Below are 16,090 nucleotides of genomic sequence, written 5' to 3'. Positions count from 1 at the left end.
CTCGACGCCAGGGCATCTGTACAAACCGGTCGCAGATGCCCCGTGCCTGGACCGGTTAATCCGGCCAGAACGCGCGGATACCCGCCACCCCTTGTGCTCCGTTCTCCCAGGCGCGTTGCCGCTCCTGCGGACCCACGCCACCGAGCAGGTACACCGGCCGATTGAAAGCGCTGATCAACTGCCGCGCCCGGTCCCACCCCAGAGGCTGTGCATCCGGATGGGTCAGGGTCGGCTGGACCGGTGACAGAGTGACGAAATCCACGCCCATCTGCTCGGCCAGCGCCAGTTCTTGCGCGTCATGACATGACGCCGCCAACCAGCGATCCTGCGGCAATGGGCGACCGGCACCGGCGTATTGGCGCAACTGCGCGGCGGTGACATGCCAACCGGCCGAAGGAAAATCACCCAGCCATTCAAAAGGCCCCTTGAGCATCAATTGTGCCTTGCCGGCACACAAACCGGTCGCATCCACCGCCAGGTCGCGATACTTCGGGTCATAACCGTTCGGTGCACGCAACTGGACTAACTTGATCCCACCGGCAATCGCCTTCTGCAGGCCTCGCAACAACTGCGTCGTCTCCAGGTCTTGCGGCGTGATCAGGTACTCGCCTGGCAACCGGGCTGCCGCGATGATCGCTTGGTTGGCCGCCGGAAACTGATAATCCGCCAGTTCCCGCCGCGTGACCCAGGCCAAGGGCTGACCTTCGGCCCCATGGGGCTCACCGGTAAAAGCCGAGACCTCCCAGACATCCAACAATACCGCCTTGTCCGGATAGTCATGCCGTACCTTGATCAGTGGCCGGGCTGTAATCACCACGATACCCAGTTCTTCGCGCAGCTCACGGGCCAGGGCCGCCAACACCGTTTCACCTTCCTCGACCTTGCCGCCGGGAAACTCCCACAAGCCACCCTGATGCTGGGAATCGGCCCGCCGAGCGATCAGGATCCGCCCGTCTATGTCTCGAATAACCGCCGCTGCCACCTGTACGGGTTTCACACTAAAAGCTCCTACAGTCCGCTCGTTTCTTGAGAGTCGGCGTTTGTGCACAAACTCGTGAGTGGTCTCTCGGGCCAGCCAGCCAGGAGATCGGACCGCTGGCTCCTCCGGGACCGCGCCGTCCTTACGTGCGGTATTCCGCGTTGATCTTCACATACTCATGGGACAGATCCGTGGTCCAGATCGTTTCGCGGCACGCACCACGTCCCAGTTCGATACGAATGATGATTTCCTCACGGGCCATCACTGCCGCTCCCTGCTCCTCGGTATAAGTCGCGGCGCGAGCACCACGGCTGGCGATGCAGACTTCACCGAGAAACACATCGATCTTGCTCACATCGAGGTCGACGACACCGGCGCGACCGACCGCTGCCAGGATGCGTCCCCAGTTCGGGTCGGAGGCGAACAGCGCGGTCTTGATCAGGGGGGAGTGGGCCACGGTGTAGCCGACGTCCAGGCATTCCTGATGAGTACCGCCGCCATTGACTTCAACCGTGACGAACTTGGTTGCGCCTTCGCCGTCACGGACAATCGCCTGGGCCACTTCCATGCAGACTTCGAACACCGCCTGCTTCAGCGCTGCGAACAGCGGGCCGCTGGTTTCGCTGATTTCTGGCAATTTGGCCTGGCCGGTAGCAATCAGCATGCAGCAATCGTTGGTCGAAGTGTCGCCGTCGATAGTGATACGGTTAAACGACTTGTTGGCGCCGTCGAGCAGCAGGTTCTGCAGAACGTCACGGGAGACTTTGGCATCCGTGGCGATATAACCGAGCATGGTCGCCATGTTCGGTCGAATCATGCCGGCGCCCTTGCTGATACCGGTCACGGTGACGGTGACACCGTCGTGTTGGAACTGGCGGCTGGCGCCCTTGGGCAAGGTATCGGTGGTCATGATGCCGGCGGCGGCGGCGGCCCAGTTGTCCACGGACAGGTCGTCCAGCGCGGCCTGCAGGGCACCTTCGATCTTCTCGACCGGCAATGGTTCACCGATCACGCCGGTGGAGTATGGCAGTACGGCGTTCGCATCGACGCCCGCCAGCTCGGCCAATCGCGCGCAAGTACGGGCCGCGGCCACCAGCCCAGGTTCGCCGGTACCGGCGTTGGCATTGCCAGTGTTGGTCAACAGGTAACGCACCGCTCCCTGCACACGTTGCTTGGCCAGAATCACTGGCGCAGCGCAGAACGCATTCAGGGTAAACACGCCGGCCACCGTGGACCCTTCGGCACAGCGCATGACCACGATATCCTTACGCCCTGGGCGCTTGATACCCGCCGAGGCGATACCGAGTTCAAAACCGGCAACCGGGTGCAACGTTGGCAACGGGCCAAGACCAACAGCCATGAATGCGCTCCTTTGAATGTTCAATGTAATGTCTGCACTGTCATCAAAAGGGACAGTGTTTCAAATGGAAAAACGCCGCGACGGCAAGCCAGTCGCGGCGCGGTGCTGCAGAGTCGAACAAAAATCTTAGCTGATCTGTCCGTGGCAATGCTTGTACTTCTTGCCCGAACCGCAGTAGCACAGCTCGTTGCGACCCAACTTCTGCTCGTTGCGTACAGGAGCGCTGGCCAAGGCCACATCAGCCTCTTCCCCCAGCACTTGCGGCGTTTCCAGACCAGACGCTTCGGCGTGTTGGAACTGCATGCGTTGGGCCAGGGCTTCGGCTTCCTGGCGCAGGCGGGCTTCTTCTTCGACCGGATCTTCGCGGCGCACCTGAACGTGGGACAGCACACGGATCGAGTCGCGCTTGATCGAATCGAGCAGTTCGGAGAACAGCGTGAACGACTCGCGCTTGTACTCCTGCTTCGGGTTCTTCTGGGCGTAACCGCGCAGGTGAATACCGTGACGCAGGTGATCCATGGTTGACAGGTGATCTTTCCACAGATCGTCCAGCACACGCAGCACGATCTGTTTTTCAAAGGTTCGCAATGCCTCGGCGCTGGCCTGATCCTCCTTGTCCTTGTATGCCGCCAGCAGCTCGTTCAAAAGCTTCTCGCGCAGCGTTTCCTCGTACAGATGATCGTCTTCGTCGAGCCACTGCTGGATCGGTAGCTTCACGCCGAAATCGGTTTCCAGGGCGGCCTCCAGCCCGGCTACGTCCCACTGCTCTGGCAGCGACTGTGGCGGAATGTGGGCGCTGACCGTGGCGTTGAGCACATCCTGGCGGAAGTCGGAGATGGTTTCGCCGATATTATCGGCCGCCAGCAACGTGTTGCGCATGTGATAGATCACTTTACGCTGTTCGTTGTTAACGTCGTCGAACTCGAGCAGTTGCTTACGGATGTCGAAGTTGCGCCCTTCGACCTTACGCTGGGCCTTTTCAATGGCATTGGTCACCATCCGGTGCTCAATCGCTTCGCCAGGCTGCATGCCCAGGGCCTTCATGAAGTTCTTCACCCGATCGGAGGCGAAGATGCGCATCAGGCTGTCTTCCAGGGACAGGTAGAAACGGCTGGAGCCGGCGTCACCCTGGCGACCGGCACGACCACGCAGTTGGTTATCGATACGGCGCGATTCATGACGCTCGGAAGCGATCACCTGCAAGCCGCCCGACTCAAGCACTTGCTGATGGCGCTTCTGCCAGTCGGCCTTGATCTGGGCAATCTGCTCCGGCGTCGGGTTTTCCAGCGAGGCCACTTCGACTTCCCAATTGCCGCCCAGCAGGATATCGGTGCCGCGACCGGCCATGTTGGTGGCAATGGTCAGAGCGCCGGGACGACCGGCCTGGGCAATGATTTCCGCCTCCTTTTCGTGGAACTTGGCGTTCAGGACCTTGTGCTCGATCCCTTTCTGATTGAGCAGGTTGGACATGTGCTCGGAGGTTTCGATGGTCGCGGTACCCACCAGCACCGGACGCCCCTGCTTCAGGGACTCCTCGATATCGGAGATGATTGCTGTGTATTTCTCGTCGGAGGTCAAGAACACCAGGTCGTTGTAGTCCTTGCGGGCCAGCGGCTTGTTCGGCGGGATGACCATCACCGACAGGCCGTAAATCTGATGGAACTCGAACGCTTCGGTGTCGGCCGTACCGGTCATGCCGGACAGCTTGGTGTAGAGACGGAAGTAGTTCTGGAACGTGGTCGATGCCAAGGTCTGGCTTTCGGCCTGGATATTGAGGTTTTCCTTGGCTTCGATGGCCTGGTGCAGGCCCTCGGACAGACGGCGCCCCGGCATGGTACGGCCAGTGTGCTCGTCGACCAGGACCACCTGGCCATCCTGCACGATGTATTCGACGTTGCGGTGGAACAACTTGTGCGCACGCAGGCCAGCGTAGACGTGGGTCAGCAGGCCCAGATTGTGCGCCGAGTACAGGCTCTCGCCTTCGGCCAGCAGGCCGACCTGGGTTAGCATCTCTTCGATGAATTGGTGACCGGCTTCGTTCAGCTCAACCTGGCGAGTCTTTTCGTCGATGGTGAAATGACCCTCCTTGGTCACCACGCCTTCGACTTCCTCGATGTGCTGGGTCAGGCGCGGGATCAGCTTATTGATCTCGGTGTACAGACGCGAACTGTCTTCGGCCTGGCCGGAGATGATCAACGGGGTACGGGCTTCGTCGATCAAAATAGAGTCGACTTCATCGATCACGGCGAAGTTCAGCTCGCGCTGGAACTTCTCTTCCATGCTGAACGCCATGTTGTCGCGCAGGTAGTCGAAACCGAATTCGTTGTTGGTACCGTAGGTGATATCGGCGGCATAAGCGGCACGCTTTTCTTCCGGCGGCTGGAATGGCGTGACGACGCCGACCGTCAGGCCGAGGAACTCATAGAGTGGACGCATCCAGTTGGCGTCGCGGCGAGCCAGGTAGTCGTTCACCGTCACCACGTGCACGCCCTTGCCGGACAGTGCATTGAGGTAGACGCCCAGGGTGGCTACCAGGGTTTTACCCTCACCGGTACGCATCTCCGCGATCATGCCTTCATGCAAGGTCATGCCGCCGATCAACTGCACGTCGAAGTGGCGCATGCCCATAACACGCTTGCCGGCTTCACGGGCGACCGCAAAGGCTTCCGGCAGGATCTTATCGAGGGTTTCACCTTTGGCTATGCGGGCCTTGAACTCTTCGGTCTTGGCGCGCAACTGCTCATCCGAAAGGGCCACCATTTGCTCTTCGAAGGCATTGACGATCTGTACCGTCTTGAGCATGCGCTTGATTTCACGCTCGTTCTTGCTTCCAAAAAGTTTCTTTAACAAAGGCGCAAACATATCGGCAGGTTCTTCCACACATAGGGATGGAGGGCGGCCCCGTGAGTCGCCCGAGCAGCCCTCATGGCCGCATGCGAACGAGTATTCTACCCGGAAACGATGGTGAGGAAAGTGGCGTTATTCCACGATGCTGGCACAGCGCTTTGACGGGGCCACTCTAAAGTAAGGCCTTTTTCCCGAACTTCAAGCTATCAAGCCCGGAAACTGGTTGCAGACTGTAGGAGCAAAGCCGGTCTGCATCAATGGGCGCGGCTGGCCCGGTCGTTTCTGCTACCATGACGGCTCTGTTACTTCAGGTGTCTGAATCATGGCATTTCGCCCTCTTCCCGCCCGGGCACCCGCCGTCCTGCTTCGTGAGGCCAAACCGCTGAAAGCGATTTTCAGTCATGCCCAACGCCTGGCTCACCTGCAACGCCTGGTGGAAAGCCAACTGCAGCCAGCGACACGCGAACACTGCCATGTGGCTTCCTGGCGCGAAGGCAGCCTGCTGCTGATCGTCACCGACGGGCACTGGGCGACCCGCCTGCGCTACCAGCAAAAACGCCTGCAACGACAATTGCAAGCGTTCGACGTGTTCATCGGCCTGACCCGCATCCTGTTCAAGGTACAACCACCGACCGTCCAGCAGGGCGCGGCAGGCCACACCATGGACCTGTCAATCAATGCCGCGCAAACCATCCAGGAAACGGCCGAGGGCATCAACGACCCCAACCTGCGCGCGGCCCTCGAACGCCTGGCCAGCCACGCCCGGCCCAAGACCTGAACACTCAACGGCGCTTATTGCCGCCGAGCAACGAGCCCATCAAACCGCGTACCAACTGGCGTCCCAGCTGATTGGCGGCCTGGCGCATGGCGGACTTCAGCGCCTGCCCCGCCGCCGTGCCGAGGAACTCGCCGGCCTTGTCGGCCAAGCTCGGCTCCTGGCCCGCCACTTCGTCGGCAGGTGCCGGTGCTTCGCTAATCGGCGCCTTGCGCGCTATCAGGATTTCATAGGCCGACTCACGGTCGACAGGCTTGTCATAACGACCGAGCAGGGCCGACCCGGCAATCAGGGCCGCCCGCTCGGCTTCGCTCAACGGCCCGATACGCGATTGCGGCGGCGCGATCAGCACCCGCTGGACCCTTTGCGGCGTGCCCTTGTCCTGCAAGGTACCCACCAACGCCTCGCCGATCCCCAGTTCGGTCAATACCGCCAGAGCCTCGAACGCCGGATTAGGCCGAAAGCCCTCGGCGACCGCCCGTAGCGATTTCTGTTCCCGAGCGGTAAAGGCCCGCAGCCCATGCTGAATTCGCAACCCCAACTGCGCCAGGATCGCATCGGGAAGGTCACCCGGCGACTGCGTGACGAAGTACACCCCGACGCCTTTCGAGCGAATCAGTCGGACCACCTGCTCCAACCGATCCTGCAAGGCTTTCGGGGTACCGGCGAACAACAGGTGTGCTTCATCGAAGAACAGCGCCAGCAGCGGCTTGTCGGCATCGCCACGCTCGGGCAATTGCTCGAACAGCTCAGCGAGTAGCCACAGCAGGAACGTTGCGTAGACCTTGGGCGCTTCGTGCACCAGGCGGCTGGCATCGAGCAGATGAATCTGTCCACGCCCGTCGCCCGTCGCCTGCAAGATATCCTCCAACTGCAAAGCCGGCTCGCCGAACAGTGCCTCGGCGCCCTGCTGCTCCAGGGTCGCCAGGCGCCGCAGCAGCGCCTGGCTGGAAGCAGCAGTCATCAGGGCGACGTCCTCGCCCAATAACTGCGGATGGTCCTTGAGGTGATTGAGCAGCGCCTTGAGGTCCTTCAGGTCGAGCAACAACAGACCTTCGCGATCAGCCACCTTGAACGCGGCATATAAAGCCGACTGCTGGCTGTCCGTCAGTTCCAGCAACGCACCGATCAGTAGCGGCCCCATTTCGCTCAGGGTCGTGCGCAACGGATGGCCGGATTGTCCATGAATATCCCACAGGGTTACCGGATAGGCTCTGGCCTGGTAATTCAGCCAAGGCATGCCAGCGATCCGCTCGGCCACCTTACCCTGGGGATCGCCCGGCGCGCCCAGGCCACACAGGTCACCTTTGATATCCGCCGCGAACACCGCGACTCCGGCATCGCTGAAGGCTTCGGCCAGGCGTTGCAAGGTCACCGTCTTGCCGGTCCCGGTGGCTCCGGCGACCAAGCCGTGGCGGTTGGCCAGGCGCATCGCCTGACCGATGGGTTGAGCCATCGGGTCGGCGCCGAAAACAAGTTGTGCAGGATCCGTCATGTCGTCACCCAAGGTGAGTCGCTGAGACAAGCCTCTAGCATTTTAGCGGACCGGGGGACACATCGATGAAAATCGTCTCGGACTCAGCTTGCAACTGCTGCCAGAGCTCGGCGGCACCGGGAAACACGGTGCCGTGCTCACGACTCATGGCTTCGGGGTCATAGCGGCTCAGACAGCCTTCTCCCAGGGTCGGCGGTGCCCTGGAGGTGGCCTTGTCGAGTGGATCGCCCATCAATAAACCTCCAGGACCGTCGACAGGCGGTCAGAACACCACTGTCTTGTTACCGTGCACCAGCACACGGTCTTCCAGGTGATAACGCAAGCCACGGGCCAGCACCATCTTCTCGACATCGCGACCGAAACGCACCATGTCCTCAATGCTATCACTGTGGCTCACACGCACCACATCCTGTTCAATGATCGGGCCGGCATCCAGTTCTTCGGTCACGTAATGACACGTCGCGCCGATCAGCTTCACCCCGCGCAGGGATGCTTGGTGGTAAGGCTTGGCGCCGACGAAGGAAGGCAGGAAGCTGTGGTGGATATTGATGACCTTGTGCGCGTACTCGCTGCACAGTGCCGGCGGCAAGATCTGCATGTAGCGCGCCAGCACTACCACATCGGCGTCATGATACTTGACCAGGCGTGACACTTCGGCGAATGCCGGCGCCTTATCCTGCGGGTTCACCGGTACATAGTAATAGGGAATACCGTGCCACTCGACCATCCGGCGCAGGTCGTTGTGGTTGGAAATCACGCAGGCGATCTCGCAATCAAGTTCATCACTGTGCCAGCGGTGCAACAAGTCGGCCAGGCAATGGGATTCGCGGCTGGCCATCAAGACCACGCGCTTCTTCTGTTCGGTATCGGTGATGCGCCAAGTCATGGAGAACTCTTCGGCGATCGGTGCAAATGCCTCGCGAAAAGCGTCCAAACCAAACGGCAGACTGTCGGCACGGATCTCGTGACGCATAAAGAACCAGCCGCTGAGGTTGTCGGAGTGATGGCTCGCTTCGGTGATCCAACCGTTATAAAATGCCAGAAAGTTACTGACTTTGGCAACGATGCCAACGCGGTCGGGACAAGCGATCACCAGCCGGAAAGTGCGCATGAGGGGGGAACTCCAAAACTTCACAAAGGTCGCCATTCTAGCGACTACACGGCAAAACTGCAGTATTCCTTGCACTGTGCGCGGCAACAGGCAATCCGCGGGACCAACAGCATCACAACGCTCGTGGCGGCAACTGAAACAGCCAGCAGTTTGGATAGTTCAACGGACCGTTCGCGGGACTATTTTCAGGCGTCCCGAGCAGAATATCTAACAGGCGTCCATCGCGCCTTCGCAAAGTTCAAAAATTAAATGCAACAAACATTCGCTTAAATGTTTACTTGGGCAAACTGTCTGACTATTATTGCGCCACTGCAACCCTCATACACGACTCACATAAGGTAGTCCCCATGTCTCTGATCAACAAATACCGCGCCGTACAAGAAAACATCGAAGCACTGAAAGCAGAAATGGCAGCCATGGAAAAAGACGGCGCCCTGAAAAAAGAAATGGAATTCGAAAAAGAACTGCGCGCCTTGCTGGCTAAACATGCCAAGTCGCTGCGCGACTGCCAACTGATCCTGGACCCACAGGCCAAAGAAAAGGCCCCACGTGGCGGCGCGGTAAAAACCACCGGTGCCAAGCGCGCACGCAAGGTCAAGCAGTACAAAAACCCACACAATGGTGAAGTCATCGAAACCAAAGGTGGCAACCACAAGACTCTGAAAGAGTGGAAAGCCAAGTGGGGCGGTGACGTGGTTGAAGGCTGGGCCACTCTGCTGGGCTAAGCAAAATACCCGTCGCAAAGCTTTTTGCGATGTAGAAAAAACGCCAGCTTGCTGGCGTTTTTTATTACTTCGATTTAATCCCTCGTCAGTCAATCCAACTGAATGTTAAAACGAGCGTACAAAGAGTGCGCATGGCGCTGCCACTCGCCGAGCACTTGCGCCTGCTCGGGCGTGGCATTGGCTAAACAGCTCGCAAGCGCGTCCCTAAACCCCACCAGGGTATTAGGCGCGCCCCAGCTCGACTCACTCAGGCGTCGCCGACAGAATGTCTGCCAACGCTGTTGCTCTTCTTCGCTCAAGCTATCGGGAAAGTTACGTGCCCGATAACGGAATAATAATTCCGGCAAGCGAGCATCATCGAAAGGCCAGTGCTCCCGCGCCAATTGCTCCGGCCCCGCGCCGCGCACTTGCTCACATAAGCGGCGGTCGCGATCGCCAAGAAAACCATCGTATAACTGCTGCTCCGGATCTTCGCTGGGGGTGAAGTCTTCTATCGCATAAACCGCCTGGACTTTATCCCGCCAAACTTGCTGTGTGTCATTAAGCTGCAGGCGACGGGTCTCATAGAGTGCCATGTCGAGTTGCAGACGCTGCTGATCTTCTGCCCGTAAAACCGCCATCGGCGCCACGACCGGACAGCGGTTGACGTAAATTAACTTGAGCGGCACCGGCAATTGCCCATCAATCATGTTCTCGCGACGGGTGTACAGATGCTGTCGCAGCGATTCTGTATCCAGGTCCAGCAGCGGCTGCGGGTCGTGATGTAAGTCACAGACAATCAGCGCATTGCGATTGCGTGGATGCCAGGCCAGTGGCAGGACTACGCCCAGATAGTTGCGGGCGGCGGAAAAACGCCCGGAGATATGCACCATAGGCTGCAACAGGCGAATCTGCTCCAACACCCGCTGCTTGCTACGCAATTGAAAGAGCCAGTCATACAACTTCGGTTGCTTTTCACGAATCAGCCGCGCCAGAGCAATAGTCGCGCGAACATCGGACAAGGCTTCGTGGGCATGACCATGATCGATGCCATTGGCGGCGGTCAGTCGCTCCAGCTTTAACGTCACTCGCCCCTCTTCCTCCGGCCAGACAATACCCTGGGGTCGTAGTGCGTAGGCGGCACGTACCACGTCGATCAGGTCCCAACGACTATTGCCGCCTTGCCATTCCCGCGCATAGGGATCGAAGAAGTTCCGGTACAGGCTGTAGCGGGTCACTTCGTCATCAAAGCGCAGGGTGTTGTAGCCCGCCCCACAGGTTCCCGGTTGCGCCAGTTGGGCGTGCACACGGGTCATGAAGTCAGCCTCTGCCAACCCCTGACCGGCAAGCTGCGAGGGTGTGATACCGGTAATCATACAGGCCGCCGGATGCGGCAGGATATCCTCGCCGGGCTGGCAGTAGAGATTGACCGGCGTGTCGACCTCATTGAGCTCGGCATCGGTACGGATGCCCGCCACCTGCAGCGCGCGGTCGCAGCGTGGATTAATCCCAGTGGTTTCGTAGTCGTACCAGAAGATAGAGGTCACGGCTGGTTCCTGAACAGAAGACCGAGCCAGTCTAGGCGCTTGACAGCCCTTGGAGCCAGTCGCCCGCTACAACTTATATTGACAATCGATTACAGAGCCCGATTGCTTAGGCCGGCGGCGCTGGCTAGAGGCGAAGCCCTGCGCTAGGCGGCAGTGGCCTGGGCTTGAAGTTCAACCTGTTGCGTGGATTTCGCGAAGGCGACAGCCTACGCCAGATCGACTGGAACACTACCGCCCGGCAGATTACCGAGCCGCCGCCAGCCAGGTCCTGGCCCGATACAGACACTGCTCGAAACCCTCGCCTGCTGCCGCACGGTCGACTACCGAATGCCCGGGCCAACCGCCATGGGCGCCTCAACGCCCATGGCGCTCCCATCCTCGATGGGCGCCCAAGCGAACTCGGCGCCGAATCGGTCAGTCGCTACCTCAGCTGGAAAAAGCCGAGGCTCTCTGCAGCAGGAGGACTTCCCTACTATTTATGCCGAAGCTTCCAACGGGTAAAAGCTGAAGTAGTGTTGCAACGCACTCACCAGCTTTTGATACGCCTCGGGAGGCTCGGACAGGACAAAGCCCGAGTCGTAATAACCCGGCGTCGCCTCTTCATGGGACCAGAGGCAGCGGCCATTCAGATCGATAAGCTGGACCGTGTCATCGGGTCCGGGGAGTTTCACTTGCAGTTTGAAGTCCGCCTTCACCAATAACGGCAACTGGCTGATCAACATCAGCCCCTCGTCGGAAACATTACCCAAATAGCCAATGGGTTTGTCGGTGAAGCGATTGAACACTTGCAGAAAATACGGCAGCTGGTGCCGTTCGATACGACGGTCGGTAGGCATGTTGGTGATCGCTATACAAGGTCATTCAGCATGACCGCGCTAGTGCTTCGGAGCAGGACCGGCGGGTCCGCTCTCCCTTGGCCTCGGCGCGACGGCAGCGGATCGCCCTATCGCATTACATCTACCGAGCCATGGCTTTCAACTCAAATGAATTGATAAAACTTAAACCATACTCTCCGAACTGTAGCTGAAAGCTGGCAGAGAGCCAGCTCATATTGCAACCATCATCAAAAAGTCGCCGATGTCGGCTGGGCCGGGGTCGCACCATCGGCATGCCCAAGCTGACGCAGGGTCTCCAGGCGAGCCTGGGCACGGTAGGCATACTCGCTGGAGGGGAATTGGCTAATGATGAAACGATAGGTTTGTGCCGCGTCGACGAACAGCTTCTGACGCTCCAGGCACTGACCGCGCAACATCGACACTTCCGGCTGAACATAGGAGCGGGAGCGACTCTCACGGTCGACCTGAGACAACTGTAGCATCACGTCTTCGCAATTACCGCGATCATAAGAACGGTAGGCATTGTTCAGGTGGCTGTTCATCGACCAGCGGGTGCAACCGACGACACCGGCGGCCAAGACTAAAACGAGCAAAATTCGCATGGGTATCTCCTGTTCTTGGCAGGGTATCGACCCGTCGACGAAAATCTTCAGAGTGTTCCTCAAGCGACCTATCTGAAAAAATTCTTCGCTGAAAAAGTAGTGCAAATGAACAATGACTACAGCACAGGACCATAGTAGCCTCTCGTTGCGCTTGAACTCAGGAGTCTCTGCATGTCCGTTCGTCGTACTAAAATCGTCGCCACACTAGGCCCGGCCAGCAATTCGCCGGAAGTTCTGGAACAGCTGATTCTAGCTGGCCTGGACGTCGCCCGCCTGAACTTCTCCCACGGTACCCCCGACGAGCACAAGGCTCGTGCCAGGCTGGTCCGCGACCTCGCCGCCAAACACGGGCGCTTCGTGGCGCTGCTGGGTGACCTGCAAGGCCCGAAGATCCGTATCGCCAAATTCGCCAACAAGCGCATCGAGTTGAAGATCGGTGATCCGTTCACCTTCTCCACCAGCCATCCGCTGACCGAAGGCAACCAGCAGGTCGTCGGTATCGACTACCCGGACCTGGTCAAGGACTGCGGCGTGGGCGACGAACTGCTGCTCGACGACGGTCGCGTGGTCATGCGGGTCGACACCGCTACCGCTACCGAATTGCGTTGCACCGTGACCATCGGCGGCCCGCTGTCGGACCATAAGGGGATCAACCGTCGCGGTGGCGGCCTGACCGCTCCGGCCCTGACCGAAAAGGACAAGGCCGACATCAAGCTCGCCGCTGAGATGGAAGTGGACTACCTTGCAGTCTCCTTCCCACGTGACGCCGCCGACATGGAGTACGCCCGCAAACTGCGCGACGAAGCCGGCGGTACCGCCTGGCTGGTGGCGAAGATCGAGCGCGCCGAGGCCGTGGCCGACGACGAAACCCTCGACGGCCTGATCAAGGCCAGCGACGCCGTCATGGTTGCCCGTGGCGACCTCGGCGTGGAAATCGGCGACGCCGAGCTGGTGGGCATCCAGAAGAAAATCATTCTGCATGCGCGCCGCCACAATAAAGCCGTGATCGTTGCCACCCAGATGATGGAGTCGATGATCCAGAACCCGATGCCGACCCGTGCCGAAGTGTCCGACGTCGCCAACGCCGTACTGGATTACACCGACGCCGTCATGCTGTCGGCTGAAAGCGCCGCCGGTGCCTACCCGCTAGAAGCCGTGCAGGCCATGGCGCGTATCTGTGTCGGCGCGGAAAAGCATCCGACCAGCAAGACCTCCAGCCACCGTATCGGCAAGGTCTTCGAAAGCTGCGACCAGAGCATCGCCCTGGCAGCCATGTACACGGCCAATCACTTCCCGGGCGTCAAGGCGATCATCGCCCTGACCGAAAGCGGCTACACACCGTTGATCATGTCGCGGATCCGTTCGTCGGTGCCCATCTACGCGTTTTCCCCGCATCGTGAGACCCAGGCTCGCGCAGCGATGTTCCGCGGTGTCTATACCGTGCCGTTCGACCCAGCTTCGTTACCGCCCGAGAAAGTCAGCCAGGCTGCGGTGGACGAGTTGCTCAAGCGCGGCGTGGTCGAGCAAGGCGACTGGGTCATCCTGACCAAGGGCGACAGCTACCACACCATCGGTGGCACCAACGGCATGAAGATCCTGCATGTCGGCGACCCGATGGTCTGAGTGACCTGACGCTGTGCTCGAAGCCTCGCCGCAGTAGTGCCGCGAGGCTTTTTGCCTTATGTCATCCAGACACCAGGCATTGTGGATGCTCTGCTCTTGAGCGCAGGTATTCAACCGCGTGGCAGGAACACATCTGCAAGCAGTTGATTGCGCGGCAATCCGAGCAGGTACAGGCGCTTGGCAAAGACTTCGACACTGGCCGGGGCACCACAGAGTAGAGCCAGGGTTTGTCGTGAGGCAAGCCGTAGTTTGGCCAGGAACTCCGCTAGTTCAGCCCCTTCCAGATATTGGACCGTGACATTGCCATGGGCACCGGCCAGTTCGGCCAGCTCAGTGGCCAGGTAGTGTTCATGGCGACAAGAAGCCAGGTGCACCAAACGAATCGGTCCTGCGTGTCCCTGGCGCAAGGCTTCGCGCAGCACGCCCCATAACGGCCCCAGCCCTGTGCCGGCCGCCAGCAGCCACAGTGGCCGGGCATGCCAGTCGGGATTGTAATGCAAGGCGCCGCCACGTAATTCCCCCAGGCGAATCACTTCGCCAATCCTGAAGCCTCGGGCCGCGTCGCTGAACTCGCCGGGCAGGCGGCAATCGAGGTGAAACTCCAGGTAGCAGTCCTCCTGGGGCAGGCTCGCCAATGAATAAGGGCGCGCAACACCCTGGGTTGTCCACAGCACCAAGTGCTGGCCGGCGCAATAACGCAGTGGCCGCTCCGGCAACAGCCGTAGACGCAATACCGTGGGGCTAAACCAGTCGAGTTCGCTGATATGGGCCAGCGCCCCATCGCGCAGCGGATCGAAGATTTCCAGGTGCAAGTCTTCGCGCATCTGGCATTGGCAGGCCAGCCGCCAGCCGCGCTCACGCTGTTCAAGGGTCAGAGCATTCGGTTGATTGTCTTGCGGTTCGCCTTGCAGACAATGCACCAGGCAGGCATGGCAACTGCCCGCTCGACAACTGTAGGGCACCCTCACCCCAGCCTGGTTCAAGGCATCGAGCAGATTGCCGCCGCTGGCCACCGACCAGACTCGTTCACCGACCCGCAACTCAGGCATCGCTGTATTCCCAGGCGGCGCAACAGTGGTTACGCCCGTCGCGTTTGGCGCGGTACAGCGCCTGATCGGCACGCTGCAAGGCCTCATCCAGATCGTCGCCTGCAGCCATCAGTGTCATGCCCACCGACAGGCTCAAGTTGCTCACCGTCACCCCCACCAGTTCGACCTGGGTAAAGGCTAGACGCAGACGCTCGCAGCAGGCCGTCAGGCGCTCGGGATCGGCATTGGGCAAGAGCAGCACGAATTCTTCTCCTCCATAACGCGCCAATACATCACCTTCGCGCGCGCAGGCGCCGGCCACACCGGCGAACGCCTGCAATACCTGATCACCGGTCGCATGCCCATGGACATCATTGATGCGCTTGAAATGATCAAGATCGATCAGGGCCAGACCGTGCACCGTGTCCGGATCCATCAGTTCCAGCTCGCGGGAGGCCAGGCGCAGGAAGTGTCGACGATTATACAGGCCGGTCAGTTCGTCGGTGGCGACCAGGTCTTCCAACTGGCGCATCATCCCCCGCAAGGTATCCTGATGGGCCTGCAAGGCAAACCGGCGTTGTTGCATGCGCTGGCGGGACGCCTGTACATAACTGGCATACAGGCACAGCCAAGCCAACACCACGAACAGCACACAGACCTGCAGCGTCGCCAGCCCAGGATCGGGCAGTCGGAACTGGTAACCTTCCTGGAGATTCAGGGCGGCAAAGCTGAAAAACACCAACGCCGCGCAACGCACAAATTTGCGCCGCGGCAGATGAAACAGGCCAAACAGCAGCACCAACGGGTAAAACACCAAGAAAGTGCCGCGAGCATGCTCAAGGTTGGCCATCATGTAGGTTTGCCAGCCCAGCCCCAGCAATACCTGGAACTCGGTCAGGCTCGGGTCGCGAAAGCGCAGGTTACGACCACTGAAAAACAGCCAGCCGAGCCCACACTGACTGGCGATCACCAGGCCGGTAATGACCAGTGCCGTGGTTACACTGGCCCGCTGGTGGTCGGTGAAAATCGCCGCCCAGACCAACGGCAACGCCAGCACATATGTACCGGCAGCCAGGGCAAAGCGTTTGCGTAACAGACTCTGTATGGCTTTATGGGTCAATCTATGACTCACCGTGCGCTGAGGGCTCAAAGGGTTTCCTTCCCGTACAGGCCACCCGTCACT

General features: G+C 59.8%; 14 protein-coding genes and 1 pseudogene. 4 read left to right on the top strand and 11 right to left on the bottom strand.

Annotation, left to right across the window (positions count from 1 at the left end; all coding sequences use genetic code 11):
- Window positions 1-55: 55 nt before the first annotated feature.
- From AWM79_RS11915 to secA, 3 genes are all read right to left on the bottom strand, one after another.
- Window positions 56-997, bottom strand: a complete 942-nt coding sequence (locus tag AWM79_RS11915; RefSeq protein WP_060782899.1) for a Nudix family hydrolase — start codon at window positions 995-997, stop codon at window positions 56-58.
- Between the two features lie 124 nt (window positions 998-1,121).
- Window positions 1,122-2,339, bottom strand: coding sequence for a bifunctional glutamate N-acetyltransferase/amino-acid acetyltransferase ArgJ (gene argJ / locus AWM79_RS11910; RefSeq protein WP_060782898.1), 1,218 nt, complete (start codon window positions 2,337-2,339; stop codon window positions 1,122-1,124).
- Window positions 2,340-2,465: 126 nt separating this feature from the next.
- Complete coding sequence (gene secA / locus AWM79_RS11905; RefSeq protein ID WP_060782897.1) at window positions 2,466-5,201, bottom strand: preprotein translocase subunit SecA; 2,736 nt, start codon at window positions 5,199-5,201, stop codon at window positions 2,466-2,468.
- Between the two features lie 307 nt (window positions 5,202-5,508).
- Between secA and AWM79_RS11900 the strand changes: the two genes are divergently transcribed.
- Window positions 5,509-5,964, top strand: coding sequence for a DUF721 domain-containing protein (locus AWM79_RS11900; protein WP_060782896.1), 456 nt, complete (start codon window positions 5,509-5,511; stop codon window positions 5,962-5,964).
- Window positions 5,965-5,968: 4 nt separating this feature from the next.
- Here the strand turns inward: AWM79_RS11900 and AWM79_RS11895 are convergent, their stop codons facing one another.
- Genes AWM79_RS11895 through purU form a run of 3 tightly spaced genes read right to left on the bottom strand, consistent with a single transcriptional unit; the run spans window position 5,969 to window position 8,567 of the window.
- Window positions 5,969-7,456 (bottom strand): helicase HerA-like domain-containing protein, encoded by a 1,488-nt coding sequence (locus AWM79_RS11895; protein WP_060782895.1) that lies wholly within the window; start codon window positions 7,454-7,456, stop codon window positions 5,969-5,971.
- Window positions 7,457-7,490: 34 nt separating this feature from the next.
- Complete coding sequence (locus tag AWM79_RS11890; protein WP_060782894.1) at window positions 7,491-7,688, bottom strand: hypothetical protein; 198 nt, start codon at window positions 7,686-7,688, stop codon at window positions 7,491-7,493.
- Between the two features lie 30 nt (window positions 7,689-7,718).
- Entirely contained in the window at window positions 7,719-8,567 is an 849-nt protein-coding gene (purU, locus tag AWM79_RS11885; RefSeq protein ID WP_060783975.1) for a formyltetrahydrofolate deformylase, read from the bottom strand.
- Window positions 8,568-8,914: 347 nt separating this feature from the next.
- Here purU and mvaT point away from each other — a divergent pair, with 347 nt between their 5' ends.
- Window positions 8,915-9,292: a histone-like nucleoid-structuring protein MvaT gene (mvaT, locus tag AWM79_RS11880; RefSeq protein ID WP_017131967.1), complete on the top strand. Its 378-nt coding sequence runs from the start codon at window positions 8,915-8,917 to the stop codon at window positions 9,290-9,292.
- 89 nt (window positions 9,293-9,381) lie between these two features.
- On the opposite strand, the gene sbcB is transcribed toward mvaT, so the two are convergent.
- Window positions 9,382-10,818: an exodeoxyribonuclease I gene (gene sbcB, locus AWM79_RS11875; protein WP_060782893.1), complete on the bottom strand. Its 1,437-nt coding sequence runs from the start codon at window positions 10,816-10,818 to the stop codon at window positions 9,382-9,384.
- 273 nt (window positions 10,819-11,091) lie between these two features.
- Between sbcB and AWM79_RS25595 the strand changes: the two are divergent.
- Window positions 11,092-11,258, top strand: a pseudogene (locus AWM79_RS25595) (DUF58 domain-containing protein); the annotation flags it as partial.
- Between the two features lie 36 nt (window positions 11,259-11,294).
- On the opposite strand, the gene AWM79_RS11870 reads toward AWM79_RS25595, so the two are convergent.
- Both AWM79_RS11870 and AWM79_RS11865 read right to left on the bottom strand, forming a co-directional pair.
- Window positions 11,295-11,654 carry a PilZ domain-containing protein gene (locus tag AWM79_RS11870; protein WP_060782892.1) on the bottom strand — a complete coding sequence of 120 codons (360 nt, stop codon included), beginning with the start codon at window positions 11,652-11,654 and terminating at the stop codon, window positions 11,295-11,297.
- 227 nt (window positions 11,655-11,881) lie between these two features.
- Complete coding sequence (locus tag AWM79_RS11865; protein WP_060782891.1) at window positions 11,882-12,256, bottom strand: tetratricopeptide repeat protein; 375 nt, start codon at window positions 12,254-12,256, stop codon at window positions 11,882-11,884.
- A gap of 171 nt (window positions 12,257-12,427) precedes the next feature.
- Between AWM79_RS11865 and pyk the strand changes: the two genes are divergently transcribed.
- A complete protein-coding gene (gene pyk, locus AWM79_RS11860) occupies window positions 12,428-13,879 on the top strand; it encodes a pyruvate kinase (protein ID WP_060782890.1) in 1,452 nt (483 codons plus the stop codon).
- Between the two features lie 110 nt (window positions 13,880-13,989).
- On the opposite strand, the gene AWM79_RS11855 is transcribed toward pyk, so the two are convergent.
- Together AWM79_RS11855 and AWM79_RS11850 are read right to left on the bottom strand one after the other, a co-directional pair.
- Window positions 13,990-14,928, bottom strand: a complete 939-nt coding sequence (locus AWM79_RS11855) for an iron-sulfur-binding ferredoxin reductase (protein WP_060782889.1) — start codon at window positions 14,926-14,928, stop codon at window positions 13,990-13,992.
- Window positions 14,921-16,027 carry a GGDEF domain-containing protein gene (locus tag AWM79_RS11850; RefSeq protein WP_060783974.1) on the bottom strand — a complete coding sequence of 369 codons (1,107 nt, stop codon included), beginning with the start codon at window positions 16,025-16,027 and terminating at the stop codon, window positions 14,921-14,923. The genes AWM79_RS11855 and AWM79_RS11850 overlap by 8 nt, the downstream gene beginning before the upstream one ends.
- Between the last annotated feature and the right edge of the window lie 63 nt (window positions 16,028-16,090).

Source organism: Pseudomonas agarici, from assembly GCF_001543125.1.
In the GTDB taxonomy this organism is placed as follows: Bacteria; Pseudomonadota; Gammaproteobacteria; order Pseudomonadales; family Pseudomonadaceae; genus Aquipseudomonas; species Aquipseudomonas agarici.
The sequence above is the reverse complement of the archived record's forward strand: the minus strand, read 5'-3'. Positions and strand labels throughout refer to the sequence as shown.